The organism is Bradyrhizobium sp. A11, from assembly GCF_042077125.1.
Classification (GTDB): Bacteria; Pseudomonadota; Alphaproteobacteria; order Rhizobiales; family Xanthobacteraceae; genus Bradyrhizobium; species Bradyrhizobium japonicum_B.
Map to the genome: position 1 here is coordinate 4,844,255 of NZ_CP149509.1, position 21,589 is coordinate 4,865,843.

The 21,589-nt window shown below is 61.6% G+C and carries 31 protein-coding genes and 1 pseudogene; 12 read left to right on the top strand and 20 right to left on the bottom strand.

Annotated elements, in window-relative coordinates:
- Positions 1-61: 61 nt before the first annotated feature.
- On the bottom strand, positions 62-1,045 hold the full coding sequence (locus WI560_RS22755) for an ABC transporter substrate-binding protein (protein ID WP_375304950.1): 984 nt from the start codon (positions 1,043-1,045) through the stop codon (positions 62-64).
- A 166-nt stretch (positions 1,046-1,211) separates the two neighbouring features.
- Here WI560_RS22755 and WI560_RS22760 point away from each other — a divergent pair, with 166 nt between their 5' ends.
- A complete protein-coding gene (locus WI560_RS22760; protein ID WP_375308886.1) occupies positions 1,212-2,120 on the top strand; it encodes an NAD(P)-dependent oxidoreductase in 909 nt (302 codons plus the stop codon).
- 31 nt (positions 2,121-2,151) lie between these two features.
- On the opposite strand, the gene WI560_RS22765 is transcribed toward WI560_RS22760, so the two are convergent.
- The 7 genes from WI560_RS22765 to WI560_RS22795 all read right to left on the bottom strand — a co-directional run bounded on the left by WI560_RS22765 (position 2,152) and on the right by WI560_RS22795 (position 6,867).
- Positions 2,152-2,709: a flavin reductase family protein gene (locus tag WI560_RS22765; RefSeq protein ID WP_375304951.1), complete on the bottom strand. Its 558-nt coding sequence runs from the start codon at positions 2,707-2,709 to the stop codon at positions 2,152-2,154.
- Positions 2,710-2,718: 9 nt separating this feature from the next.
- The gene (locus tag WI560_RS22770) at positions 2,719-3,924 is read right to left on the bottom strand and encodes an acyl-CoA dehydrogenase family protein (protein WP_375304952.1); all 1,206 of its coding nucleotides are present in this window, start codon (positions 3,922-3,924) and stop codon (positions 2,719-2,721) included.
- Between the two features lie 134 nt (positions 3,925-4,058).
- Positions 4,059-5,324, bottom strand: a complete 1,266-nt coding sequence (locus tag WI560_RS22775; RefSeq protein ID WP_375304953.1) for a CaiB/BaiF CoA transferase family protein — start codon at positions 5,322-5,324, stop codon at positions 4,059-4,061.
- A 242-nt stretch (positions 5,325-5,566) separates the two neighbouring features.
- Positions 5,567-5,995, bottom strand: a complete 429-nt coding sequence (locus WI560_RS22780; protein ID WP_375304954.1) for a GNAT family N-acetyltransferase — start codon at positions 5,993-5,995, stop codon at positions 5,567-5,569.
- A gap of 64 nt (positions 5,996-6,059) precedes the next feature.
- Positions 6,060-6,359: a hypothetical protein gene (locus WI560_RS22785; protein ID WP_028137680.1), complete on the bottom strand. Its 300-nt coding sequence runs from the start codon at positions 6,357-6,359 to the stop codon at positions 6,060-6,062.
- Positions 6,356-6,517 (bottom strand): hypothetical protein, encoded by a 162-nt coding sequence (locus WI560_RS22790; RefSeq protein ID WP_375304955.1) that lies wholly within the window; start codon positions 6,515-6,517, stop codon positions 6,356-6,358. The genes WI560_RS22785 and WI560_RS22790 overlap by 4 nt, the downstream gene beginning before the upstream one ends.
- Positions 6,518-6,528: 11 nt before the next feature.
- Complete coding sequence (locus tag WI560_RS22795; RefSeq protein ID WP_375304956.1) at positions 6,529-6,867, bottom strand: hypothetical protein; 339 nt, start codon at positions 6,865-6,867, stop codon at positions 6,529-6,531.
- 93 nt (positions 6,868-6,960) lie between these two features.
- Here WI560_RS22795 and WI560_RS22800 point away from each other — a divergent pair, with 93 nt between their 5' ends.
- The 3 genes from WI560_RS22800 to WI560_RS22810 all read left to right on the top strand — a co-directional run bounded on the left by WI560_RS22800 (position 6,961) and on the right by WI560_RS22810 (position 9,358).
- A complete protein-coding gene (locus tag WI560_RS22800) occupies positions 6,961-7,185 on the top strand; it encodes a hypothetical protein (protein WP_375304957.1) in 225 nt (74 codons plus the stop codon).
- Positions 7,186-7,243: 58 nt separating this feature from the next.
- On the top strand, positions 7,244-7,588 hold the full coding sequence (locus tag WI560_RS22805) for a response regulator (protein ID WP_028137698.1): 345 nt from the start codon (positions 7,244-7,246) through the stop codon (positions 7,586-7,588).
- A 237-nt stretch (positions 7,589-7,825) separates the two neighbouring features.
- Positions 7,826-9,358: an FAD-dependent monooxygenase gene (locus tag WI560_RS22810; RefSeq protein WP_375304958.1), complete on the top strand. Its 1,533-nt coding sequence runs from the start codon at positions 7,826-7,828 to the stop codon at positions 9,356-9,358.
- Positions 9,359-9,644: 286 nt separating this feature from the next.
- On the opposite strand, the gene WI560_RS22815 is transcribed toward WI560_RS22810, so the two are convergent.
- Positions 9,645-10,325 carry a helix-turn-helix domain-containing protein gene (locus WI560_RS22815; RefSeq protein ID WP_375304959.1) on the bottom strand — a complete coding sequence of 227 codons (681 nt, stop codon included), beginning with the start codon at positions 10,323-10,325 and terminating at the stop codon, positions 9,645-9,647.
- Between the two features lie 311 nt (positions 10,326-10,636).
- Here WI560_RS22815 and WI560_RS22820 point away from each other — a divergent pair, with 311 nt between their 5' ends.
- Both WI560_RS22820 and WI560_RS22825 read left to right on the top strand, forming a co-directional pair.
- Positions 10,637-11,260, top strand: a complete 624-nt coding sequence (locus tag WI560_RS22820; protein ID WP_375304960.1) for a response regulator transcription factor — start codon at positions 10,637-10,639, stop codon at positions 11,258-11,260.
- A gap of 119 nt (positions 11,261-11,379) precedes the next feature.
- Positions 11,380-11,748 (top strand): response regulator, encoded by a 369-nt coding sequence (locus tag WI560_RS22825; RefSeq protein ID WP_375304961.1) that lies wholly within the window; start codon positions 11,380-11,382, stop codon positions 11,746-11,748.
- On the opposite strand, the gene WI560_RS22830 is transcribed toward WI560_RS22825, so the two are convergent.
- From WI560_RS22830 to WI560_RS22845, 4 genes are all read right to left on the bottom strand, one after another.
- The gene (locus WI560_RS22830) at positions 11,736-13,349 is read right to left on the bottom strand and encodes an MASE4 domain-containing protein (protein ID WP_375304962.1); all 1,614 of its coding nucleotides are present in this window, start codon (positions 13,347-13,349) and stop codon (positions 11,736-11,738) included. The two genes, WI560_RS22825 and WI560_RS22830, sit on opposite strands and share 13 nt — an antisense overlap.
- Positions 13,350-13,614: 265 nt before the next feature.
- A complete protein-coding gene (locus WI560_RS22835) occupies positions 13,615-13,812 on the bottom strand; it encodes a hypothetical protein (protein WP_375304963.1) in 198 nt (65 codons plus the stop codon).
- On the bottom strand, positions 13,809-14,252 hold the full coding sequence (locus WI560_RS22840) for a hypothetical protein (RefSeq protein WP_375304964.1): 444 nt from the start codon (positions 14,250-14,252) through the stop codon (positions 13,809-13,811). Before WI560_RS22840 ends, WI560_RS22835 begins: the two co-directional genes overlap by 4 nt.
- Before the next feature lie 134 nt (positions 14,253-14,386).
- Positions 14,387-14,572: a hypothetical protein gene (locus WI560_RS22845; RefSeq protein ID WP_375304965.1), complete on the bottom strand. Its 186-nt coding sequence runs from the start codon at positions 14,570-14,572 to the stop codon at positions 14,387-14,389.
- 52 nt (positions 14,573-14,624) lie between these two features.
- Between WI560_RS22845 and WI560_RS22850 the strand changes: the two genes are divergently transcribed.
- A complete protein-coding gene (locus WI560_RS22850) occupies positions 14,625-14,858 on the top strand; it encodes a hypothetical protein (RefSeq protein WP_375304966.1) in 234 nt (77 codons plus the stop codon).
- On the opposite strand, the gene WI560_RS22855 is transcribed toward WI560_RS22850, so the two are convergent.
- From WI560_RS22855 to WI560_RS22865, 3 genes and pseudogenes are all read right to left on the bottom strand, one after another.
- A complete protein-coding gene (locus WI560_RS22855; protein ID WP_375304967.1) occupies positions 14,855-15,085 on the bottom strand; it encodes a hypothetical protein in 231 nt (76 codons plus the stop codon). The two genes, WI560_RS22850 and WI560_RS22855, sit on opposite strands and share 4 nt — an antisense overlap.
- Positions 15,086-15,114: 29 nt before the next feature.
- Positions 15,115-15,496, bottom strand: a pseudogene (locus WI560_RS22860) (hypothetical protein).
- A gap of 232 nt (positions 15,497-15,728) precedes the next feature.
- Positions 15,729-15,914: a DUF3606 domain-containing protein gene (locus WI560_RS22865; RefSeq protein ID WP_375304968.1), complete on the bottom strand. Its 186-nt coding sequence runs from the start codon at positions 15,912-15,914 to the stop codon at positions 15,729-15,731.
- A 135-nt stretch (positions 15,915-16,049) separates the two neighbouring features.
- Here WI560_RS22865 and ligD point away from each other — a divergent pair, with 135 nt between their 5' ends.
- From ligD to WI560_RS22880, 3 genes are all read left to right on the top strand, one after another.
- A complete protein-coding gene (gene ligD, locus WI560_RS22870) occupies positions 16,050-16,973 on the top strand; it encodes a non-homologous end-joining DNA ligase (protein WP_375304969.1) in 924 nt (307 codons plus the stop codon).
- Between the two features lie 529 nt (positions 16,974-17,502).
- The gene (locus WI560_RS22875) at positions 17,503-17,916 is read left to right on the top strand and encodes a hypothetical protein (RefSeq protein ID WP_375304970.1); all 414 of its coding nucleotides are present in this window, start codon (positions 17,503-17,505) and stop codon (positions 17,914-17,916) included.
- A 15-nt stretch (positions 17,917-17,931) separates the two neighbouring features.
- Positions 17,932-18,597, top strand: coding sequence for an SOS response-associated peptidase (locus WI560_RS22880; protein WP_375304971.1), 666 nt, complete (start codon positions 17,932-17,934; stop codon positions 18,595-18,597).
- Positions 18,598-18,752: 155 nt separating this feature from the next.
- On the opposite strand, the gene WI560_RS22885 is transcribed toward WI560_RS22880, so the two are convergent.
- The 3 genes from WI560_RS22885 to WI560_RS22895 are packed head-to-tail and all read right to left on the bottom strand — an operon-like array spanning position 18,753 to position 20,325.
- The gene (locus WI560_RS22885; protein ID WP_375304972.1) at positions 18,753-19,385 is read right to left on the bottom strand and encodes an imm11 family protein; all 633 of its coding nucleotides are present in this window, start codon (positions 19,383-19,385) and stop codon (positions 18,753-18,755) included.
- On the bottom strand, positions 19,382-19,585 hold the full coding sequence (locus WI560_RS22890) for a hypothetical protein (protein ID WP_375304973.1): 204 nt from the start codon (positions 19,583-19,585) through the stop codon (positions 19,382-19,384). The genes WI560_RS22885 and WI560_RS22890 overlap by 4 nt, the downstream gene beginning before the upstream one ends.
- Before the next feature lie 5 nt (positions 19,586-19,590).
- Positions 19,591-20,325: a DUF4261 domain-containing protein gene (locus tag WI560_RS22895; protein WP_375304974.1), complete on the bottom strand. Its 735-nt coding sequence runs from the start codon at positions 20,323-20,325 to the stop codon at positions 19,591-19,593.
- Positions 20,326-20,881: 556 nt separating this feature from the next.
- Here WI560_RS22895 and WI560_RS22900 point away from each other — a divergent pair.
- Both WI560_RS22900 and WI560_RS22905 read left to right on the top strand, forming a co-directional pair.
- Positions 20,882-21,082 (top strand): hypothetical protein, encoded by a 201-nt coding sequence (locus WI560_RS22900; RefSeq protein ID WP_375304975.1) that lies wholly within the window; start codon positions 20,882-20,884, stop codon positions 21,080-21,082.
- A complete protein-coding gene (locus tag WI560_RS22905; RefSeq protein ID WP_257196428.1) occupies positions 21,079-21,306 on the top strand; it encodes a hypothetical protein in 228 nt (75 codons plus the stop codon). The genes WI560_RS22900 and WI560_RS22905 overlap by 4 nt, the downstream gene beginning before the upstream one ends.
- Here the strand turns inward: WI560_RS22905 and WI560_RS22910 are convergent.
- The gene (locus WI560_RS22910; protein WP_375304976.1) at positions 21,300-21,569 is read right to left on the bottom strand and encodes a hypothetical protein; all 270 of its coding nucleotides are present in this window, start codon (positions 21,567-21,569) and stop codon (positions 21,300-21,302) included. The genes WI560_RS22905 and WI560_RS22910 overlap by 7 nt on opposite strands.
- Between the last annotated feature and the right edge of the window lie 20 nt (positions 21,570-21,589).

Below are 21,589 nucleotides of genomic sequence, written 5' to 3' on the forward strand. Positions count from 1 at the left end.
TCATTGTGCGGCGTCCCGGATCCGAGACGCCGCTGGATCCTGTCCCGGATCGCTGGCCCGCCTATTCCAGCGGAGCGACGATGGTCGGATGCTTGAACTGCGTGACATCCAGCTTCGGCAGCATTCCGGTCTCGGCGTAGATATCCAGCATCTTCTGGATAGCGGGGAAGTTCGGTGCCGCGCCTGGATCACGGCCGAAATCGTTGTCCTTGAGCAGGTAGGTCTCGAGCACCGGAATGGGCGCCTTCAGCACTTCATTGACGACCTTGAGAGTCTCCTCGCGGTTTGCCAACGCCCTCTTCATGCCCGAGGTGATGTCGCGAACATAGGCCTTGACCAATTCGGGGTTCTTGTCGACGAAATCGGCGCGGCAGGCTTCCAGGATATGCACGATGTTCGGCATGGCCTGCGAGAGCGAGAACAGCTTCCTCGTGCCGCCCTTTGCCTCCGCGCGCGCGGCAAACGGCTGGTTCATGTTGACCGCATCGACACGGCCTTGACGCAGCGCGTCCTCGGAGACCGCGAAACCGACCTCGACCAGCTTGATATCCTTGGCTGGATCGACGCCATTCTGCTTCAGGAGCAGATTGAACGGACCCTGGGTCCCGCCGCCGATCACGGAAATGCCGACCGTCTTGCCCTTGAGATCGGCGATGCTCTTGATCGGGGAGTCATCCTTGACGGCCCAATAGACGGAGAACCCGCCGGGCTTCTCGAACACGTGCTGCGCCACGATGTAGGCCTTGAGATTGCCGCCGACCACGCCGTTGGCAAGCGACAGCGGTGCCTGCGTCGCGCAGTCCAGCGCGCCGGCTGCCAAGGCCTGCGTCATCGGCGCGGTGCCCTGGAATTGGGTCCATTCGATGTTGTAGGCCTTGCCGAGGTTGGGAAATTCAGCCTGGCGACGCATCATCCAGTACTTGGATTCCTCGGCCGGGATCGTCCAGCCGACGCGGATCGTCTGTTGCGCCCATGACGGGCTTGCCCCCGCACTCACGGCAGCTGCCGCCCCCAAAGCCAGGATCCACTTCGAAACGGTTCGCATCGTGCCCACTCCGCTGCTCCGGCGCCGACGGGCGCCACCCAACCCGACCGCCTCAAATGTTTCATGGTTCAAACATTCAGGCAAGCCATGCGGGCCGGAGGGTTCTGCCGTCCGACGCGAAATGTATGATAAGCCGGCGTCGCGCTGCGACAGAAAGAGGCAACCTATGGCTGATGCGAGCAAGGCAAACCCGCACGGCGCCGAGAGGCTTGGCTATCTCGGCCTCGGGCTGATGGGAACGCCGATGACCCGGCGCCTGCTCAAGGCCGGTTATCAGGTCACGGTCTGGAACCGGTCGGAGGGCAAGGCGGCTCCGCTCGTCGAAGCCGGTGCCAGGCGCGCAGTCACGCCTCGCGATCTCCTGGCGAACTCGGATATCGCCTTCATGTGCGTAACGGATGCAACGGCCGTCGAGGAGGTGATCTTCGGACCGGAGGGTCTCGCCGCGGCGCCTGGTGCCGGCAAGCTCGTCGTCGATTTCTCATCGATACATCCCGATGCCGCGCGCCACCTGGCGACGCGATTGAAAGACGCCAATGGCGCCGGGTGGATCGATGCGCCGGTGTCCGGCGGGACGAAGGGCGCCGAGGAAGGCACGCTTGCGATCATGGCAGGCGGCGAAGCAGACGCTATCGAACGGGTCCGGCCCTACGTGCTGGCCATGGCGCGCCGGCTCACCCATATGGGCCCGACAGGCGCCGGCCAGACCACCAAGCTCTGCAATCAGGTGATCGTCGGGTGCGCGATGGCCGTGCTGGCAGAAGCCACGCGTTTCGCCGTCAACGCCGGGATTGACGCCAATCGCCTGCCGGAAGCGCTCGCCGGCGGCTTCGCGGATTCCATTCCGCTTCAGCTGTTCGTGCCGAGGATGGTGCAAGGCATTCACTCGCCGCCCCTTGGTCACATCGCCACGATGCTCAAGGATCTCGATACAGTTGCCGATGTCGCACAGGCGACCTCGACGCCGGTGCCGATGGCCTCGCTTGCCGGACAACTCTTCAGGTTGGCCAAGGCCGCGCACGGCGCGGATGCGGACGCGTTGGAGATCTACAAGCTTTCAGCCGCAAAGGGCTGAGCTGTCGCGCTCGAGCTAAAGCCCACCAGGATCACTTCTTGCGCTCGTCGTCGGCGAGAAATCGGCCGAATGCCCCTCGCGCGAAGAGCAGCGGCTCGGTCGTACTGTAGGTATAGGCCTCGACCGCACCGAGAAAGATCACGTGGTCGCCGCCATAATAGCGATTCACGGACCGGCATTGAAAGTTGGCGACGCTCTCGGCAAGCACCGGCGCCCCGCCGAGGCCCGGCGTCCAGTCCACGCCGGTGAACTTGTCGTCCGAGGATTTTGCGAACTTATTCGCGAGAGCCTGCTGCGAAGCGCCGAGCACGTTGACGGTGAAATGGCTGGCGTTCTGGAAGATAGTCAGGCTCGAGGAATAGACGACAAGGCTCCACAGCACCAGCGGAGGATTCAGCGAGACCGAGGCGAACGAGTTGCACGTGAGGCCGTAAGGTTTGCCATCAGACGCCGCGGCCGTGATGATCGTTACGCCCGTTGCATAGGTTCCGAGCGCGTTGCGAAAGTCGCGAGGATCGATCGACGAGTTGTCGCTCGCGAACTCGTTAGCGGGATCGGACACACGGGGCTGCTGCGGCTGATCATTCATCGGCCGGCCTCACAGCGTGAGATTTTCGGACGGCAGCCCTAGCGCCACACGTCCATAATTGGTTCCGGCCGCATCGAAGTTGAACGCGAGATGCGAGTTGATCGCGTGCGCATCGCGGAACTGCCGCTGCAACACGCCGCTCGTGAACAGGCCGCGCGCCCCGCTCGCGGCAAACAGCATCGAGACCGCGTCCGTGCACAAGTTCACGGAAAAGGATCCATCGCGCCGATAACGGGTCTTGGTCGCCATATCGACGATGTGACCGCGCCGCGCGTCCTCCATGGCCTCGAGGCATGCCGACCGCATGATCAGGCGTGCGGCGTCGATCTTCGCCGAGGCGTCCGCGATCTTGATCTGGGTGCTCTGAAAATCGCTCAGCTTGGCGCGGTTGTAGGTTGAAATGCGGTGACGTGCGACCTCGACGTAATCGTCGAGACACGCCTGCGCGTTCCCAAGCGCAACACCCGAGAGGACGTAGGGGAACAAAGAGAACACAGGCAGCGCATACAGCGGATTCGGATTGACCCTGCTTCCCGGCGTCGGGCCGCCGGCGAGATCGCCGACAGCGACGGTCATATACTCGGCCACGAAGGCGTCCCTGACCTCCACGTCGCAAGATCCGGTCCCGCGCAATCCCGCGACATTCCAGGTGTCCAGCACGTTGTAGTCGCCCTTGGGCAGCAGAAAGATGCGATACTCGATGCCGTCCGCCTCGTCGTCAGAGTACACCACGCTTGCCAGCATGTTCCATTCACACGAGGCAACGCCGGAGGAGAACGGCCAGCTGCCGCGAAGCTGGTATCCGCCCTGTACCCGCGTGGCGCGTCCGGCGGGAAAAATGAACGAGGATGCGATCAGCACGTCCGGATCACGGCCCCAGACCAGATCCTGCGCCTTCTGCTCGAACATGCCGAGCATCCAGTGATGGCTCGCCAGATTGGCGAGATTCCAGGCGACCGACGCATCCGCTTGCCCGAGCAGCTCGGCGCAATCGACGAGGGCGACATAGTCAAGCTCCGCGCCGCCAATCCGTGCCGGTTGCAGCATTCGGAACAGGCCGGCATCGTGGAGATCCCTTTCGGTTTCCGGCGGGAGATGCCGCAGCTCCTCTGTTCGCGCCGCCCGCTCGCGCAATCGCGGCACGAGCGCCCCAGCCTTCGCGATCATTTCCGCGTGGGCACGTCCGCCGGCTTCCGGGCCGGCGGGCTGATCCATGCTCGGCTTTCGACCAGGCGCCATTTGTGTCCCTCTTTCACACATTTATGCGGCCGCCCCATCGCCAAATCAAGCCATGCAGCTGGCACCGGCCCGCAAGCCGGAGCCTGGTGACATGGGGACGGATCCCGAGCCTAGCCCGTCGAGGTCCTGCTCGCGCCAAAGATTCCTTTCTGGGCAAATTCGGTGATCCGACGCTCGTCATAACCGAGAACATTGCGCAAGACGTCCTCGGTATGCTCGCCTAACAGCGGGGCGGCAACGGGATCGACTGTGCCGGTCAGGCTCATGGTAATCGGCGGCTCGATGTTGGGCACCCATTCCGCCGTCGGGTGCCGAATCCGGTTCAAGCGCTGGCGCTCGCGTGCCTCGGGCGCATTGAATCCCTCCTCGACCGTCCGGAGATAGCCGACCGGGATATTGGCCTGCTTCATCTTCGCCATCCAGTTCTCGAGCGTATCGCTGGCAAAGACCTCGGCAATGGCTGCGCGCAGGAGCTCCTTGTTCTCGGAACGGGCCTTGCGCGTGGCAAACTTGGGATCGGTGATGAGATCTGGCCGGTTCAGGACCTCGACCACGAGCCGGCGATAGAGCCGATCGTTGGCGCAAGCCATGTAAAGTGGCCCATCGGAGGCCTCATAGACGCCGACGGTGGGCGACCCGCTGGGCGAATTGCCGAACCGGCCGGGATTTTCGCCGTTGATGAGATAGGCCATGCCGTAGAAGCCGGTCATTCCCATCGCGACGTCGAACAGAGCGACTTCGACACGTTGTCCGCGGCCGAGCCTGTCGCGCGCGAGCAGCGCCAGCAGGATGGCGTTACAGGCAGACATCCCCGTCGCCATGTCCACGATGGGCGGGCCGGTGCGAACCGCGGGGCCATCGGCAAACCCGTTGAGCGACATGAAGCCGCTCTCCGCCTGCGTGATGGGATCGAAACCGGGCCGCGAGGCGAACGGTCCGGAGCGGCCATAGGCGGAGATCGAGCAATAGACCAGCCGTGGATTGAGCGGCGCGACCGACTCGTAATCGAGCCCGAACTTCTTCATGACCCCGCTCGAGAAATTTTCCACGACGACATCCGCCTTGCGGATCAGATCCAGCGCGATCTCGCGGGCTTCCGGCACGGAAAGGTCGAGCGCAATGCCGCGCTTGTTGCGGTTCAGGCTGAGATAGGCGGCGCTCTCGCCACCGATTTCGGCGTGCTCATAAGCGCGCGTGTCGTCGCCGCCGTCGGGATTCTCGATCTTGATGACCTGTGCGCCAAAATCGGCGAGCGTCTGCGTGCAGGCCGGTCCGGCGACGACACGCGTGAAATCGATGACCAAGAGACCATCGAGCGCAGTCAGCCCTGCCGTCGCCCGCGACGGCCGTTCCGGCAATTGAGGCTTGTTGGGCATGGATGGCGCTCCCTTACATCGGCTTGTGGCCGCCGAATTTCCTGCAACAGCGAACTTAAAGCCCGGCACCGCCAGCTTCGCAAGTGCCTCGCTTGCTTTTCCCGAAACGCAGAAACGGCCCGGCAGCCCTCAAGCTGCCGGGCCGCTAGACATTTCCGGGTGTATGAAGGTCAGGCGCGTTGCGCAGCCATTCTGGTTTCAGAAGGTCATGTTCCGCAGCACGGGAAACCCGCTCCGATCGATCAGCGCAGCCATTTTCGCCAATAGAGCGTATGCGACCAGGCCCACGGCGCGTCGGGCTCGTAGAGCCGATAGCCCGCACGGATGAAATTGTTGGCAGATACCGGATTGTCCGTTGTATCCGAGACGATGCTGTCCCATCCGAGGCGTCGCGCTCGCACTTCGACAGCCCGCATCAGCCTGAGTTGAAGTCCCCGTCCCCAGTGCCGCTGCAAGACTCCGACCCGGCAGAAATATCCGCTGTTCCGCGCATGCGTCGACGGCACGACGCCGGCGAAGGCAACTGCGTCGTCATCGTGGTAGGCGATCCACCACGCTCCCGACTCGAATTGCGGCACGGCGGCCCCATCGAAGAATGTCAGCCGGTGCAAATCGCCGAGAGTCTCGGCAGTCTCGTCATCGTCCGCATCGACGATCCGAATTCTGTACATGGGATGGCCCTATTGGCAGCGATCGTCGCAACTGCGTGACCCGCGCCGCCTTGGTGGTCGAGGCTCACTTGCCCAGCGCGACCTTGACGCCGAGCCAGACCGCCCCCATCAAGCCGGTTGCGACCACCGTGATCACAGCCTTGAAGGTATAGCTCTGCGCCTGTTCCACGCTCTTTCGCCAGCGCCGCAGATGCTGGAAGTCGGCCCGAAGCTCTTTCCGGTCATCGTCTTCGATTCCGAAGGAGGCCAGGACTGATGCCACCGATTTCAACACGATTGCATCGACGCTCTCCTGCTGAACCCTTTGCTGCTCGGCCAGTGTCTGCGCGACAATCGCCCGAATCTCTTCGTCCTGAATCTTCACCGCTTGATGATCCTCGCAACGTTCTCCAAGCCGCGCTTGGCGAAGTAAAAGGAGACGACCAGGTTTGCCGTGATCGCCGCAAACCCGGCCAGAGCGTCCGTGGAGCCCAAACCGAGGACTTTGTCCCAGACCAGCAGCTTCGCGAAATACAGCGTCACGCAATATCCCATCAGTTTGTCCGGCTCGTAAGCGCGAGCGAAATCAGATAAGCGGTCATCATCATCCTCCATGCGAAGAAAATGCGCGGCAGATCGGCCAGGCGAAGCACGATCGTTTCGGGCGCGAACCCTATCTCCGTGTCTTCCGGAGACCGCAGCGGCGCGGGCCATCGGCCCCAGCGCCGCAGGCCGGCACGTTCGCGCGTGCACGGCCAGCAATGGTTCGGACGGCGGCGCGCCGATCGGCGCTCCAGGTTTGTCGAGTGCGTGGCCGGATGCGCGGCCACCGTCCGATTCTGCAACCGAGACGAAAAAACCCGCGGCGGATGATGTCCGCGCGGGTCGATCAAACTCGTCTCGATGATGTCATTCTGCCGGTGTTTTGCCCGACGTGTCAAACGAACCAATGCGCCGCGCCGAAGTTGATCGGTCGGAGGACCGTCATGACACCCAGGACAGATCGCAAGCCGCGCAACGACGCCAGGCCGCGCAGCGACGCCAAGCCGCGCAGCGAAGCCAAGCCGCGCAACGACAAGGACCGCGCCCCGGACCATGCCGTCATCGAACAGCCCGGCGAGAGCGCCGACGGCGGCCGCGACCTCGCGCGCGGCGAAGGCGGCACGATCGATCTTCCGGCGAGGCCGGGCGATTTGTCGAAGGACGATTAGGCGGGCCGGAACTTACGCGACGAGAGGCGCGTTGACGTCCTGGTTGGAGGGAACGTTGATGAGTCACACTGTCCTGGTTGTTGACGACGATCCCCCCGTCCTCGAGACCATCGTGGCCATGCTCGAGGATCTCGGCTGCGAGGTGATCAGCGCCAGGAGCGGCGCGGATGCACTCGAGCGGCTCGGGGAGAACCGCGACATTTCGGTCCTCATCACCGACATCAACATGCCCGGCATGGACGGTCATGAACTGGCCGAGCTGGCGCGGCGCCTCCGCCCCGAGCTGAAGATGCTGCAATTGTCGGGGCGCGAGCCCCGGCGCGGCGGCCTGCCGATGATCCGGAAGCCGTTCTCGTTCGAGGAGCTCGCCGACGTCCTGCAGCGAACCGCAGGCATTCACTGACCACAGGCCAATAAAAGAGGCCAATGAAAAACCCGCAGCGGATGGCGTCCGCGCGGGCTGAACTCAATTCTTTCGATGATGCCACTATGCCGGTGTTTTGCCCGACGTGTCAACGCGGCGGGTGCGGAAGCGAAAGCCCCTCCTCCCAGCTCAATATGTGGTGCGCGACGGGCTTGCTTCAAGTCCCCGATCCTGCCGTAGAACCCCCGACCCAACCAGACCATCGAGGGGGTCAACATGCCTGTCCTGCTTCCGACGTCCCGTTCACGCCGCAGCGCCCACGGCGCCGACGCTGCGACGGCAACGCCGAGAGACCATGCCGTCCTGATCGCCGGCGGCGGCCCGACCGGGCTGATGCTGGCCGCCGAGCTCGCGCTCGCCGATGTCGATGTTGCCGTCGTCGAGCGGCGCCGCGACCAGACGATCGTCGAGGCGCGCGCCGGCGGCCTGCACGCCCGCACCATCGAGGTGCTCGATCAGCGCGGCGTCGCGGACCGCTTCCTGCGCGAAGGCGAGATACTCCAGCTCGCCGGCTTTGCCTGGACCCCGCTCGACATCAGCGATCTTCCCACACGGCATCCTTACGGGCTCAAGCTGCGGCAGACCCGCATCGAGCGCATCCTGGCCGATTGGGCCGAGGAGCTCGGCGTCCCCTTCTATCGCAATCGCGAGGTCACCGGCTTTGCCGAAGACGAGACCGGCATCGCCGTGACGCTGTCCGGCGGCGCGCGCGTGCGCGCAAAATATCTGGTCGGCTGCGACGGCGGCCGCAGCCTGGTGCGCAAGGCGGCCGGCATCGATTTCCCCGGCACTTCACCGACGCTTGTCAACCTCATGGCCGAGGTCGAGATGCGCGAGCCGCCGGAGTTCGGGCTGCGCCACGATGCGCTCGGCTTTCACGGCCTCAGCAGGACCGAGAGCGGCCGCGTCCTGGTCGTGGCGACGGAAGCAACGCTCGCGGCGACCGGCCAGCCGACCTTGCGCGATCTCAGCGACGCGCTTGTTGCCGTCTACGGCACCGACTTCGGGGTGCACAGCCCGGCGTGGATCTCCCGCTTCACCGATGCGGCGCGGCAGGCCGCGTGCTATCGCAAGGGCCGCGTGCTGCTCGCCGGCGATGCCGCGCATATCCATCATTCGGTCGGCGGACAGGGCCTCAACCTCGGTGTGCAGGACGCCGTCAATCTCGGCTGGAAGCTGGCGCAGGTGGTCAAGGGACTCGCGCCGGATAGCCTGCTCGACAGCTACCACGCCGAGCGCCTTCCGGTGGCCGCGCGCGTGTTGAAGAACACCAGGGCGCAAATCGCCCTGCTCCGCCGCGGCGACGACGGCCGCAAGGCCGCGCGCGAGGCGATCGCCGAGCTGCTCGCGATGGACGAGCCGCGCCGGCGCTTCGGCGCGATGATGAGCGGGCTCGACATCGCCTACGATCTCGGCGAAGGCCACAAGCTGCTCGGCCGGCGCATGCCCGATCTCGACCTCGTGGTCGACGGACGGACGCTGAACCTATTCACGCTGCTGCGCCGCGCGCGCGGCGTGCTGCTCCATTTCGGCCGGCGCGGCGGCACGGACGTGGGGCCCTGGGTGGATCGCATCGATGTCGTCGATGCCAGCCATCACGGGCCGTGGGAGCTTCCGGTGATCGGTCGGGTCACCGCGCCGGGCGCCGTGCTGGTGCGGCCCGACGGGCACGTGGCTTGGGTGGGAGACGAGAGCCAGCGCGGGCTCGAGGATGCGCTGACGCGATGGTTCGGACCGGCTGCGGTGTAGGGCGCGCAATTAATACATCAGGCGCTTCGTTTGAGTGCTCCAGATGTCCGCTCTTCCCTCAACAGCGGCGCAAGCAGCGGACGGCGTTGAAGGTCGCCTTTGGGCCACGTGCTGACATCGGCGAGTGAAACAGGGCATCAGCTGGACGACCTCAATTTCGATGGCATCAGAACCCCTGCACGACTTAAGACCGAGAAACCAGCCTTTGATCGAGCACTGCCGAGCTTAGGAACGCCATGGCCCGTAGAACTAACGCGGCAGCCGATAAATGTTTGAGGGAGGCTGGTTACGATAGATCGAGGCTAGCCAAGCGACGCGGGTCAAGGATCACGATCTCTCGTTGATTGTTGCTCGTGAACGTCAGGACCCGGGCACGGTGCAGCCGGGTAACCGCACGGGACACAGTTTCGATCGTCAAGCCAAGGTAGTCCGCAATATCACGACGGCTCATGGGGAGCGACATGACGCCGGCAGCGTTATGCCTACTATTCATTTCATCGAGGAATGCAGCAACTCGCTCGAGCGCAGTTTTTCGTCCGAGAAGCAGCATGTGGTTTTCCGCATGCTCTAAGTTACTGGTTGTCATGCTGAGCAGGTTGTTCGCGACCTTGGCGTCGTTGTCCGCCACCAATTGCAGACGTTGCCGCTTGATAAGGCGAACGCTGGTCTTGACGATCGCTTCGGCCGTGAACCGGTGATGCGTGCCGTTCTCCAATCCAAAGATGTCGCCAGACAGGTGAAATGCACCGATCTGCCGTCGACCGTCGGAAAGCAGCTTGTAGCTCCGGACAGCGCCGGATTTAACTTGGTAGACGTATTCGGCAGGCTCCCTCTCGCCGAAGATTTCCATGCCTTTCTTGTACGAAAATTCGCTTAAAGTGATTCCGATATCTGACGCGCTGGTGATTCCAAGGTCCCGCAATGAGTTAGGGCGGGACGCAGGGGCAATTGTGGTTCGTATTAACATGGCCCAATCCTCAAATGTCGTTGAATTGGCCGAAGTAGAATTTTGCGGGAATGGGCCAACGCCCCAACTCGCTAAGGTTGACTCTTGATCAAAATGGTACCCTGATCCATTGTCCTTGGGTTCATTGTACTATCAGACAGGGTGGTAGCCTGAACCATGGGATGGGACGGCCGGGACTTCACAAGTGTTTCGTCGAGCTTTGCCTCGTTACCCCTCAGGCGAGCTGGCAGGACGTGCTACTCTTCACCTGAGCGGGCCAAATTCTTCCTGGTGAACTAAAGGCACCAAATCATGAACCAAGGTAGATAGAATTGCCTGGTCTTGTTCATTTGGTGGACGATGATGCGCAATTCCGTGTGGCGACGGAGCGGTGGCTGAAGCGCGCTGGCTACGAGGTCGTGACCTATGCCTCGGCTCAGGCCTTCCTCGATCGATTGCCCGACGACGATAAGCCGGGATGCATCCTGCTTGACGTCCTAATACCAGGCTTGAGTGGCCCCGAACTGCAAAAGCGTCTGATCGAGCTCGGCTCGGTCCTGCCGATCGTTTTCCTCACGGGCAATGCCGACACCCGGACTACGGTCCAAGCCATCAAGGCAGGTGCCGAAGACTTTCTGACAAAGCCGGTCCCGGCAAGCCAATTGATCGATGCCATCGAACGTGCCCTGGCGCGACAGGAGGTTGCGAGCCAGCGGCGCAGCAAGCTGGAGACAATTCGAAGCCTTCTGTCGTCCCTGACCCCGAGAGAGCGGCAGGTATTCGACCGCATCGTACGAGGCAGGATCAACAAGCAGGTCGCTCACGAAATTGGAACAACCGAACGGACGGTCAAGGCACATCGGCAGCAAGTGATGGAAAAGATGCAGGTTCAATCGCTTGCAGAGTTGGTGTCTCTCGCCGAACGGCTTGGAATGGTTCCGTTTAGCGACGATTGACAGAAGTGAGCGGATGTCACTCGATCGCTGCTTCATTGAAGCGCTGCTTGAACCAACGGCCAATATCAAAATCCGGCAAACCGGCCTAGGTATACGCATCATTTTGGAGACCTCCTGCATTGCCGGACAAGCCCGTTCTCGTGGTCGATGACGATCCTGCGTTGTTGCGTGGGCTGGAACGATTGCTTCGCAAGCACGGCTATGAAACCGTCGCCTTCAGCAAGGCCTCGGACCTGCGAAGTTATACGGAGGTCGCGCGAGCCCGCTGCATCGTGCTCGACATAGATCTTGGACGCGATTCCGGCATCGAGCTAGGCATCCAACTTAGGAATGCGGGCCACTCAATCCCCATCATCTACATCACGGGGAATGACAGCCAGGCAACACGGCATGCAGCGATGGAGTGCGGGTTTCTTGCCTATCTGGTCAAACCGTTCGACGCGAGATCATTGATCCACTCGATTGAGCAGTCCAGTCAAGTTCGTTGATCGACCGACAGCGTCATTTCAAAAGTAGAGCCCATGGCGCTCGACTCGGCGAGCCGCAAGCCTCCTCCGTGATTTTCGACGATCGAGCGGCAGATAGCGAGGCCCAATCCCATGCCGGTCGGCTTGGTCGAGAAGAACGGATCAAATATCCGGGATTGGCTCTCTTTCGATATTCCCGGGCCGCTGTCGGAAAGGGACAACACAATAGAGGTAGCGCCGCTTCGTCGCGTCGCCATCTGCAAGAGCCTGGCATTTGCAGGCCTGGCCTGCATAGCATCGATAGCATTCTTGACGAGATTCAGGACGACTTGCTGAAGTTGGGTCGCGTCCCCGGCCACTTGAGGCAAGTCGGCGGCGAAGTCGGTACTCGTCCGCACCTCGTTCAGGTGCAATTCGTGTTGCAACAGTACTACCGCCTGCTCCGCGATCTTGTTGACGTCCACGGCCGACCTGTCTTCGGATCTTGTCCCGAACAACTGGCGAACGCTGGTGATAACTGCACCAGCTCGATGGCTAGCGGCCTCTATCTCCTCGAGCATGATATCCAGATCATCCAGATCAGGAGGCGTTTCGCGAACCTGGCTGATTGCCGTGCTGGCGTTCAACGCGATGGAGCTGAGCGGCTGCCTAACCTCGTGGGCTATGGCTGCAGTAGCGGCATCGATGCTCATGAGCCGATTGACACGCTCTCGCCGTTGCAAAATGAGTGCGCTCGCGAGACGGGAATAGAGCACGGTCATTTCTGTCAGCAAGACGCACAACAAGGTGCAGCTCGCAACCAGTGCGAAGCCGCGGCCGGCGTACCAGCCGAGCGAGAAGCGTATCGAATTCGCCGCGGCCGCCGCCAGGAAATTGGGTGTCCAGGCAAGCAGAGTGACGATAAGCCAAAGATCCAGGATGGTGCGGCGCCGAACGAACAAGATCACCATGACGGTCACCCCCAGCAACCAAAGGGCGACATTAACTTGATTGCCCAGTCTGGTCTGCTCGACGATGCTGCCCGCATAGAAACTCGGCAGATGAGCAACGCCCGTTGTCACGATCCAGGCGGCAAATGCGATCACAACAAACGTGCAAAGCACGGCCAGCAAGATCCTTTGGCCTGCCTTTTCTCCATGGGCGCTTGGGGACGGAGAGCTGTCCTTGAGCAGTGCGTAGGCGAGGATGGTCAGTGGAAAGGTCGTATGCCATAGGACAAAAAACCAAGCCGGACTATTGAAGCCATCTCCGATCACGCCGGATGGAGCGTATCCGTTGGGAAATGCCAAGGTCTGAAGAAAGGCAAATGATCCACTGAAGAGGTAGGCGATCCCGACGATCAACAGCCCCCGTTGAGGCTGGAATGAGTACTGTGCGAACAAGATCGTCGCCGTAAGAAAGTCTGCGGTGCTGAGGACTGTCTGCAGGACCGGAATGAACGCATCGATGCGAGGGAGTTGAACTTTCGCAAAGGGAGCGATCGAGACCGCCGCGAGAAGGAGGCAAAAAACGGTGATGACCGCCGCTCTGCGCTGAGATTGAGACGCCGGCATAGTGGCGACCGCGATCGGGATGTCGCGATCCAGCCCATTTTCTTGGTCAGCAGTCGTAGCCTTCAGCATTGCGCCCACGCTAAGGTTCCCGCGTCCAGTCTAGCGCATCAGGACTGTTTTGGAATATCGCCGTGCAGCAATGAGCTGGCTGGCCGGACGCAGGAACCGCCGGTCTTTACCTTGCTTAGACGACGGCGTTTAACAGGTCGACTTAACGTACTGTCTGCTTCGGGTCATAAGCCGCAATGCTCTGGCCCTCTGAAGATGTCCGCTCGGTCCTCCGCAGCCGACATCGGCTCTCAAAAAGCCCGCGGCACGCCGCGGGCTTTAAGCTTCAAGTGTTTGAGACGCGCATCGATACCCGAAAGTTGCGGCGGTCGCCGGTCTCCGGTGTGACCGCTCTGGTTGGAGAGTCCGCCACCGGGGCGGCACTCTCGGGCTTGTACGCAAGCGCGTCGGCGATCCATTGCGGCCATTTGGCTTCCGGCTTTGGCTCGGCACGCGGAAGCAGCTTCTGAAGTATGTCGCTCATGTCTGCTCCTGCGATTGCAGCCAAAGCTCTTCGGGAGAGACATCGAAATCGTTGGTCGCGCCGACGCTGCCGAGAACGCTGATCGGCATGCGCTGCACGCTTTCCTCGATCTGCGCTTCCATCGTCACCGTGTCGCCGGGATGCACGATCACGCGCTCGATACGGTGAACAAATTCCAACGGCTTGCCGTCTTCGCTGGCGATCGGCTGCAGCGGCTTGCCCCATCCCCGATCAAGAATGGCATTGGCCGCCATGATGCGGGCATGGGCAGGAGCTTCCTTGTCGCGCATGACCTGCACGAGAGTTTTAACGGCGACATTCGTATGCGTTCGCGCCAGCGACTTGATTTCGGTCAACGTCCGCTGCTTCAGGGCTCGGCGAGCGGCCTCTCTCGCCAGAGCATGCTCGGAAAGAAGTTTGAATTTCACCACTTCAGTCATTTTGATCATCCATTTGAAAACTCAGCCAACTCAATTCAGGATCGAGACGCAAAAAACCCGCGGCGGAAGTCCGGCGCGGGCGCAAAACAAACTCGTCTCGATGATGCTATTCTGCCGGTGTTTTGCCCGACGAGTCAAACAACCTTTGGCTCCGGAGGACTAGGCATCGGAAGCCCGTAGTCCTTGGCACGTTTTGCCGCGAGGTTGCGATAGGATTGTGCTTGCACCAGCAATTGGGTCTTGAACGGCCCATCGCTCTCATCGGCTGCTAGCGCTTCTAGCTGAACTGCGCGCTCTAGGTATTCATTCAGCAGTTTCATTCAGACTCCGCGTCGCTCCGGAACAGCATCAGTCGAACGGCATTCTATTGCTATGCCAAAGTATTTCTTCAATGTGCATAACGTTCAGCCTAGCACTGATCAGGCCGGCGAAGAACTACCGGACGATGAAGCTGCTTGGCGTGAAGCGACCCGCTTTGCAGGCGAGTTGTTCAAAGATATTGACGGCAAGTTTCGCCCAGGCGAGGACTGGAGGCTTGAAGTCATGACGGAAGCCCGCAAACCACTTTATCAAATCTACATCAGCGCGAAGATCCAAGAGGACTAGGTCGCTTTCAAGAGATTGCCGAGCGAAGCGGGCGGGCTACTGGCTGGTTTGCTCAGCCAATCGCTCATCTCCACCGCCTTCTCGGCTTGGTACACGCGCTTCATCAGTAGCTCACGTTGGGTGCCAGGGGGCAGTTTATCTGCCTCCGCGCGAAATCTGGCAGCTTCCTCAAGGAGACGTTCCTTGAAGGTCTTGGTGTGCTTAACGCGACGCCGGCTGTCGGCCATCACTCCCTCCCCAACAACTGCGTGCAGCATCAAAACGCACCGGTGGTTTGTTGGTTCCAGGAAGGGAACGCTCTAAGGGGGAGCCGCAACTGACGAGCCGGCGGGCGCGTGAAATTTGCCTCGACGAAGGCGTTGCCGATATCGGCGTTCTCAGCGACAGTCTAGGCCAGCTCGTCTGCAATCTCGATGGTCGCGTCGCGCGCGGGGCCCTCGATTGCGTTGAAAACCACGATCCGCACCGGATAGGTGTATTCGCCGTAAAGCAGATCGCGGATGATGGTGGTCGCAGTCGGTATCCTGCTCGTCGGTCTCGCGCCAAGCACAACCGGCACGTGCGCCAGAATCCTCAAGCACCAAATAAATGTCGCGGTCGAGGCGATCGATTGGGATGATCGGAGGCGATGAACGCATACTCTCACTCGGAAACGCGCGTTGGCGGAGAGACGGCCCCGGCGTCGCAGGGGATGGGGGTATGGCCGGGGCCGCTCCGCCAGCTCGGCGGCGAGCCAGCAGCGACTCAATTCCACGGTGATTGCTGCAGTTCCTGCGTTGAGAAGATTCCTAATAGGCGGGCGACAACGCAAGAAGCCGGTCGCTGACGCGACCGGCTCACTCTGACCCAAGCGGGAGCCAGGAAGGATTGTCAGCGCCCCAGCTTGCGCTCCACCTTCTTCCGGCTGCTGCCGACCTTCTTGACTGCCTTCTTCACGGCAGAGGCGGAGCGCCCCGTCTTCTTCGCCTCGTAACCAACTTCATATTTCTGGCCACCCGCCACGCGCGCGCGGTCTTGCTTGCGACCGCGAGCGGTCTGCTTCTTTGCTTTAGCCATAGTGCACCTCCATGCACTGCGAAAACGACAGAGGATTCAGTTGGTTCCTAAAGCCTCTCTGTAGCGGCGGCGAGCCCGGAACGAATCGGCGCAGAAAGATTCGAATCAAATGAGTTTGTTGCGTGGAGTTGGTTGGTGGCGTCTCAGCGTCAGCGGAAGTCCCCGGGGATCGGCGTCAAGGCGCCGTTGCCGGGATTCATCGAACCGGCCTTGGCATCCACCGTCGAGAGGGTGCCGTCCGGGGAGCGGTGGATTCACGAAATCAAGTTCGACGGCTACCGCGTTCAGGTGCAGTTGGCCAATGAAGCGGCCACCATCTACACCCGTCGCGGCCACGACTGGACCAAGCGCTTCAAGAAAGTCGCTAACGATGCCTGGCGCATCAAGGCAGGGGCGGCGATCATCGATGGCGAAGTTGTCGTCCCGGCGGCGGACGGCACCACCGATTTCTCGGTTCTGCAAAACGAGCTGAAGGGGAAGTCGTCCAAGATCGTGCTGGTTGCTTTCGACCTGCTGTATCTCAACGGCCGCGACCTTCGCCGCCTGCCGCTGGTTCAGCGCAAGGCCGAGCTGAAGAAGATCATCGCCGGGACCGACGTGCAGTTCAGCGAGAGCTTCGAGTTGGAAGGGCGCGAGATGTTCGCGCATGCCTGCAAGGTCGGGCTTGAGGGTGTGGTCTCCAAGGTCCGCGACAGCATCTACAGCAGCGGCCGGAATAACAATTGGGTCAAAACGACTTGCCGCCAGCGAGAGACCCTGACCATCGCAGGCTTCGCGCTCGACGAAGGAAAATGGGACGGCGTGTATCTTGGTCGCCGCAAGGGCGATGACCTCATCTACGCCGGCAAGGTCGACCACGGGTTCGATAAGACATCCGCCGCCGAACTGCAGAAGCGCCTGGAGCCGCTGCGGCGCAGGACGCAGCCGTACGCCAAGCGCATCGCCCACAAGGGCATCTGGGTCGAACCGAAGCTGTTGGCCGAGGTCGAGTACCGCGCCAAGTCGGCGGAGGGAAAGGTGCGGCATCCCTTCTTCAAGGGATTGAGGGAGGACCTTTGATTCAGTTTTGCACACGCTGCGACAATCAGCGCTGGGTCTGCGAGAATCATCCGGACAGGCCGTCTTTCGGGCCGCGTGCCTGCGAGTGCGGAGCAGGAATGCCCTGCCCCGTCTGCAATCGAGCGGATGCGTCGAACCCGCCGGCCATGCCGCCTGGCTTTCAACCCGATCCTTTGGATGAGGACAATAGAGATGACTGAGACGGACGCCGCCTTGGTAACACGGATGCGGGTTTTCTGCGCCAACAACTGCAACACCAAAGTCGCGGCAGACGTCAGAGATCTCGGATGCGGCGCCGGAGAGATCCGCTGCCTCGAATGCGGAGGCGACGGTAACTGGGGCAAGTTCGCACCAGAGATTGTCGGACCCGATTGCGCTTGTGTTGATTGCAAAGGGACAGGCCGACAGTTGGTGAGCATCTGAGGGTTTGGGTTGTCCACAGCCACGACAGGCAGTGTCTCTCCGTCCTGCCCGCCCACTAGGAATCGACAATTTGCCAACGCAGTTGGTGCATGCCTTTGATGATCGGATGTCCACGAAGTCGCGCCAATATCTCTTCGGCACTCAGATCAAGATGTCGGCCGAACGCGCCAGGGACGCGCGCAAGGAGGCTGACAAGCTCGCCTGCGAGGCGTGGAACTACCGTATGCTAGGGTACAAGGGGCCGGCGCAGCCCTCGCCCACGATTGGCGACGCGATCAATGGAGGATATCCATACCTCGAAGTTCGCTGTCTCGGCTGCGACACTAACCAAACCGTAGCACTCGACATCATCCGGCGTCCCAAGACAACACCGGTGCACGAACTCGAACGTTACATGCGCTGCAAGGACTGTTCGCAGCTGCGCGGCTACCCGTATAAGCGCAGTACGCTTGTGGCGTTGAGGCCAACGAAGATTTCAGCCGACCACCCGCCCTCGATCTGGTGGCCGGGCGAGCGATAAGGGACAATCCATTTCATGTGCAATCTCTATTCGATCACTACCAATCAAGCCGCCATCGCAGATCTGTTCCGCATCGTCCGCCGCTACGAGGGCAATTTGCCGCCGATGCCGGGCGTGTTTCCGGACTACCCCGCCCCCGTCATTCGCAACGCAGGCGGCGAGCGCGAGCTAGTGATGATGCGCTGGGGCATGCCGCCACCACCGCGCACCGGCGGCCCGCCCGTCACCAACATCCGCAACACGTCGTCGCCACACTGGCGCGCCTGGCTCAAGCCGGAGCACCGCTGCCTCGTGCCCGCCAACAGCTTTGCCGAATATGCCCCGGAGCCGAACCCAGAGACGAAGAAGAAAGATGTGGTGTGGTTCGCGCGCGCGAAGGAGCGACCGCTGTTTGCATTCGCCGGGATCTGGACCACCTTCAATGGCGATCGGGGCACGAAGTCGAAACCCGTGCCGGGGCCGCATCAGGTCTATGGGTTTCTCACGACGGCGCCCAATGCGGTCGTAGAACCGATACACCCTAAGGCCATGCCAGTTCTGCTGACCTCTTCCGACGAGTGGGACGTTTGGCTAGGCGCGCCGTGGGACGAGGCAAAATCTTTGCAGCGTCCACTTGCCGACGAGGAGCTTAAGATCGTGGCGCGCGGAACTGAAAAGGAGGATCCGGGCGTGCCTTCCTAAGCCGCATCCTCGCCATCACTGCGCGACCTCATAAAGTAAATGGATTTCGGCCCGCCGCAACTAGTCATAGCCGAACCGAAACGGCCCCTCGCTTGTGTTTCAGGAAAGCACACCCTCGACGAGAGAAAGGACTTCATTCCTCGGGAAGGAGAGAGTCAAATTTCGCCTTTCGAAGTGTCGGCAAAATGGATCTTCTTCAACCCCGCCGACTTGCAAGCGTCCTTGAACTCCTGGTCGCATATGACTGTCGCCTCGTTGTAGGCCATGCGGAAGATGTGCGCCGTGCCGATCACGTCTTCTCTGAAGACCAGCTTGTATCCGAGAGGGAATTCGTAATATTTCATGCCATGGTCCATGTAGCGGATATCGTCCCGAATTCCGATCTGCAAATGCGATTGCGCTTCGTCCACCGCATCGAGGACGCGAACAACATCGCAGATCCAATAGTCCGGCCCATGATAGCTACCTTTCGGTAGTCGCACGTCGCATCGCACAAAAACGAAGGCTTCCGGATCCATCCTCTCGAAGACAGCCTTGGTTCGATCCGAAATGAGCCACCACCCCCAGCAGAGCTCCAGGTCGCCGGGCGGACGGCCGTCCGATTTATCGAACATGTAAGGCACAGGCGGCGTAGAAGCCGGCAATCGAGATACTTGGTAGGGAGGAAGGACGCTTTCGTCCGCGATCCAAAAGCCGGGCCGGCCGCTGAGATTGTACCTTATCTGGTGGAAGCGGCGCTTGCGTGCTCTCGGTCGCTTCGGCACAGAATTCTCTTTTTCGTCAGTCACGACTGCATCTCACTGAACATCGTACCCGCGACACACGCGGTGAAGAGCGCGATCGGTCGCACAACAATAAAGCCCGCGGCTTCCCGCGAGCTTAATCGGCTTTTTTCGATGATGCCATTCTGCCGGTGTTTTGCCCGACGTGTCAAACGATCAATCTCGAGCAATGAGTCCGGCGGCAAGTACCGATGGTAGTCGCTCATCGACATCACTGCGCGACCTCATCAACACAGTAAAACACCGGCATCCCGCCAAACGCATCGGACTCCTTGTGACGGACCCGGATCCGCTCGCTCGCACTTGCCCCGATGGTGTCGCCGTCCTTCACCACGCTGCCATGCTCGATCAGATATACGGCAAGGCCGGCTACCTTGTCGAAGAGCGCCGAAAGCGTGAGCTTGGCGGTGACGAACTCGATCTCCCGATCGACGAAGGCGGACAGTCCCATTGTCACCGCGCCGATCCTGGCGCCTGACCGGAACGGAAGAATGTCGACCCAGAGCCTGAAGGGATAGTCCGGAAACGCTGCGAACGCGTCGCGCGACATCTCGAGCCAGAGATCGGCGGGCCGCGCCACCCGGCCGGCCCACACCACGCCGCAAGCTTCCGGCATGGTCGCGATCAAAGCGCCGATGAGTGCGGTGGTGCCGCGCGCGGCGACCAGTGGCTGCTCGCTCTTTCCGAGCATCGATACGATCAGATGACCGCGATGGCGGGCCGCCACCGCCTTGCTCTCCGGCCATGTGGTGGCGGCCCGCGCCCACAGTCCCTGGTCGTGCGGCACGGACGCGGGCATCGACATCACGGCAACAAGCTCGCGGCCACAGCGGATGAGCGGCGAATTGGCCTGGGTCTGCTGCGGAGGTCCGTCCCCGATCGCCTCCGTTGCCAAATCCGGATGCCGGGCGTGAAGGACCTTGGCGACCGCTGACATGTCCGGCATCGCCGGGTTGTCCAACAAGACAAAAGCGAGAAGCGAGCTACTCATCGACTGCCCCGCGAAAAAAAATCAGGCCAACACCGATCCAGCGGCGTTCGCCCACAGGTTGAAATGTTGGTTGACTAGAACAAAAAGAGAACGATGTCAATCGACGTTTTGATGGGAGCGCAAATGAGATCTCGGCCACGCAGGAAACGGCCCGTGGTGCGCGCTGACCAGCGCGGGCGTTGCCGCGCGTTCAGCGTTTCGTCTCCGACTTGTCCTTCTTGTCTGTTTGCGTCGTGAAAAAAGCTGGGCGGCGGCTGCTTCAGCTGCTCGCGGCATGCGCGCACGCGCTTGCAGAGATGAGCGCACGTATCGACGCGCACTCAGATTGAGTAAGTCGCTCAACAGGCTCAAACTTCGCCTCGAAATTTAATCTGCGCACGTATCAAAAGATACAGACTCGCCGCTGCGCCAGGCCTAGGCTTCATCCATCACCGCAAGGCCCGTGGCACAAGACCGGTGATGAGAACGCCAATCGCGCTCCCGCCCTTCTATCCCGCGAGGAGAGTACGCCATGCTGAAACGGCGTCGTTTCAAACAAATCAAGACCCTCAACGAACGACTGGCCGACGAGGCCATCCGCTGCCGCGAAGAGGCGCGCGCGCTGTCGCCGGGGCGCCGCCGCGAGATGCTGCTGCGCCGGGCGCGGCAGGACGAGACCGCCATGCAGATCGAGGCCTGGCTGCGCTCGCCCGGCCTGAGGGCGCCGACATGAGCCAGCAATATCGCGCTTATCTCGTCGGCGAGAACGGCGTCTTCCGCTCGGCGGAGGCCTTCGAGGCCTCGTCCGACGAGACCGCCCTCGCCTTCGCGCGGCAGTTCACGCGGCACGGCAAGGTCGAGGTCTGGCAGCTCGGCCGCAAGATCGCGGTGCTCGAGTCCGGGCAATCCTGGCCGCCACCGCCGCAGCCATCGCGGCCGACGCTGACGCGTCAATGATCGCCGGATGGCGTTCGTGCGTCGAACGTCTCGATCGCGAAGCTGAATGTCACCTGCATGACAGGCCCGCCGGCGTCGCGAACGTCGATCGCCATCCTCCGCCGTCCGCCGGTCGCCGGTGCGGAAATGATGGCGTCGCGCGCCATGTCGCCGACCGACTTGGCGGCCTCGGCCTGGACCGCGCGCATGTTGGACAATTCCAGCCCCTCTTCGTCGAGCGCGACTCCGTGCTCGTCGGTCAAGTCAAAGTAGTAGCGCGCCATGTGCGTATTCCTTTGTCCCT

What these genes read in the sequence shown, in the direction of transcription:
- WI560_RS22805 (WP_028137698.1), top strand. Translation starts at nt 7,244, where the DNA reads ATGAGTCACACTGTCCTGGTTGTTGACGACGATCCCCCCGTCCTCGAG.
- WI560_RS22895 (WP_375304974.1), bottom strand. Translation starts at nt 20,325, where the DNA reads ATGCCGGACATGTCAGCGGTCGCCAAGGTCCTTCACGCCCGGCATCCG.
- WI560_RS22880 (WP_375304971.1), top strand. Translation starts at nt 17,932, where the DNA reads ATGTGCAATCTCTATTCGATCACTACCAATCAAGCCGCCATCGCAGAT.
- WI560_RS22760 (WP_375308886.1), top strand. Translation starts at nt 1,212, where the DNA reads ATGGCTGATGCGAGCAAGGCAAACCCGCACGGCGCCGAGAGGCTTGGC.
- WI560_RS22865 (WP_375304968.1), bottom strand. Translation starts at nt 15,914, where the DNA reads ATGGCTAAAGCAAAGAAGCAGACCGCTCGCGGTCGCAAGCAAGACCGC.
- WI560_RS22900 (WP_375304975.1), top strand. Translation starts at nt 20,882, where the DNA reads ATGCTGAAACGGCGTCGTTTCAAACAAATCAAGACCCTCAACGAACGA.
- WI560_RS22875 (WP_375304970.1), top strand. Translation starts at nt 17,503, where the DNA reads ATGTCCACGAAGTCGCGCCAATATCTCTTCGGCACTCAGATCAAGATG.
- WI560_RS22800 (WP_375304957.1), top strand. Translation starts at nt 6,961, where the DNA reads ATGACACCCAGGACAGATCGCAAGCCGCGCAACGACGCCAGGCCGCGC.
- WI560_RS22830 (WP_375304962.1), bottom strand. Translation starts at nt 13,349, where the DNA reads ATGCTGAAGGCTACGACTGCTGACCAAGAAAATGGGCTGGATCGCGAC.
- WI560_RS22770 (WP_375304952.1), bottom strand. Translation starts at nt 3,924, where the DNA reads ATGGATCAGCCCGCCGGCCCGGAAGCCGGCGGACGTGCCCACGCGGAA.
- WI560_RS22780 (WP_375304954.1), bottom strand. Translation starts at nt 5,995, where the DNA reads ATGTACAGAATTCGGATCGTCGATGCGGACGATGACGAGACTGCCGAG.
- WI560_RS22775 (WP_375304953.1), bottom strand. Translation starts at nt 5,324, where the DNA reads ATGCCCAACAAGCCTCAATTGCCGGAACGGCCGTCGCGGGCGACGGCA.
- WI560_RS22850 (WP_375304966.1), top strand. Translation starts at nt 14,625, where the DNA reads ATGCCAAAGTATTTCTTCAATGTGCATAACGTTCAGCCTAGCACTGAT.
- WI560_RS22890 (WP_375304973.1), bottom strand. Translation starts at nt 19,585, where the DNA reads ATGAGCGACTACCATCGGTACTTGCCGCCGGACTCATTGCTCGAGATT.
- WI560_RS22810 (WP_375304958.1), top strand. Translation starts at nt 7,826, where the DNA reads ATGCCTGTCCTGCTTCCGACGTCCCGTTCACGCCGCAGCGCCCACGGC.
- WI560_RS22855 (WP_375304967.1), bottom strand. Translation starts at nt 15,085, where the DNA reads ATGGCCGACAGCCGGCGTCGCGTTAAGCACACCAAGACCTTCAAGGAA.
- WI560_RS22840 (WP_375304964.1), bottom strand. Translation starts at nt 14,252, where the DNA reads ATGACTGAAGTGGTGAAATTCAAACTTCTTTCCGAGCATGCTCTGGCG.
- WI560_RS22835 (WP_375304963.1), bottom strand. Translation starts at nt 13,812, where the DNA reads ATGAGCGACATACTTCAGAAGCTGCTTCCGCGTGCCGAGCCAAAGCCG.
- WI560_RS22815 (WP_375304959.1), bottom strand. Translation starts at nt 10,325, where the DNA reads ATGTTAATACGAACCACAATTGCCCCTGCGTCCCGCCCTAACTCATTG.
- WI560_RS22765 (WP_375304951.1), bottom strand. Translation starts at nt 2,709, where the DNA reads ATGAATGATCAGCCGCAGCAGCCCCGTGTGTCCGATCCCGCTAACGAG.
- WI560_RS22905 (WP_257196428.1), top strand. Translation starts at nt 21,079, where the DNA reads ATGAGCCAGCAATATCGCGCTTATCTCGTCGGCGAGAACGGCGTCTTC.
- WI560_RS22910 (WP_375304976.1), bottom strand. Translation starts at nt 21,569, where the DNA reads ATGGCGCGCTACTACTTTGACTTGACCGACGAGCACGGAGTCGCGCTC.
- WI560_RS22845 (WP_375304965.1), bottom strand. Translation starts at nt 14,572, where the DNA reads ATGAAACTGCTGAATGAATACCTAGAGCGCGCAGTTCAGCTAGAAGCG.
- WI560_RS22755 (WP_375304950.1), bottom strand. Translation starts at nt 1,045, where the DNA reads ATGCGAACCGTTTCGAAGTGGATCCTGGCTTTGGGGGCGGCAGCTGCC.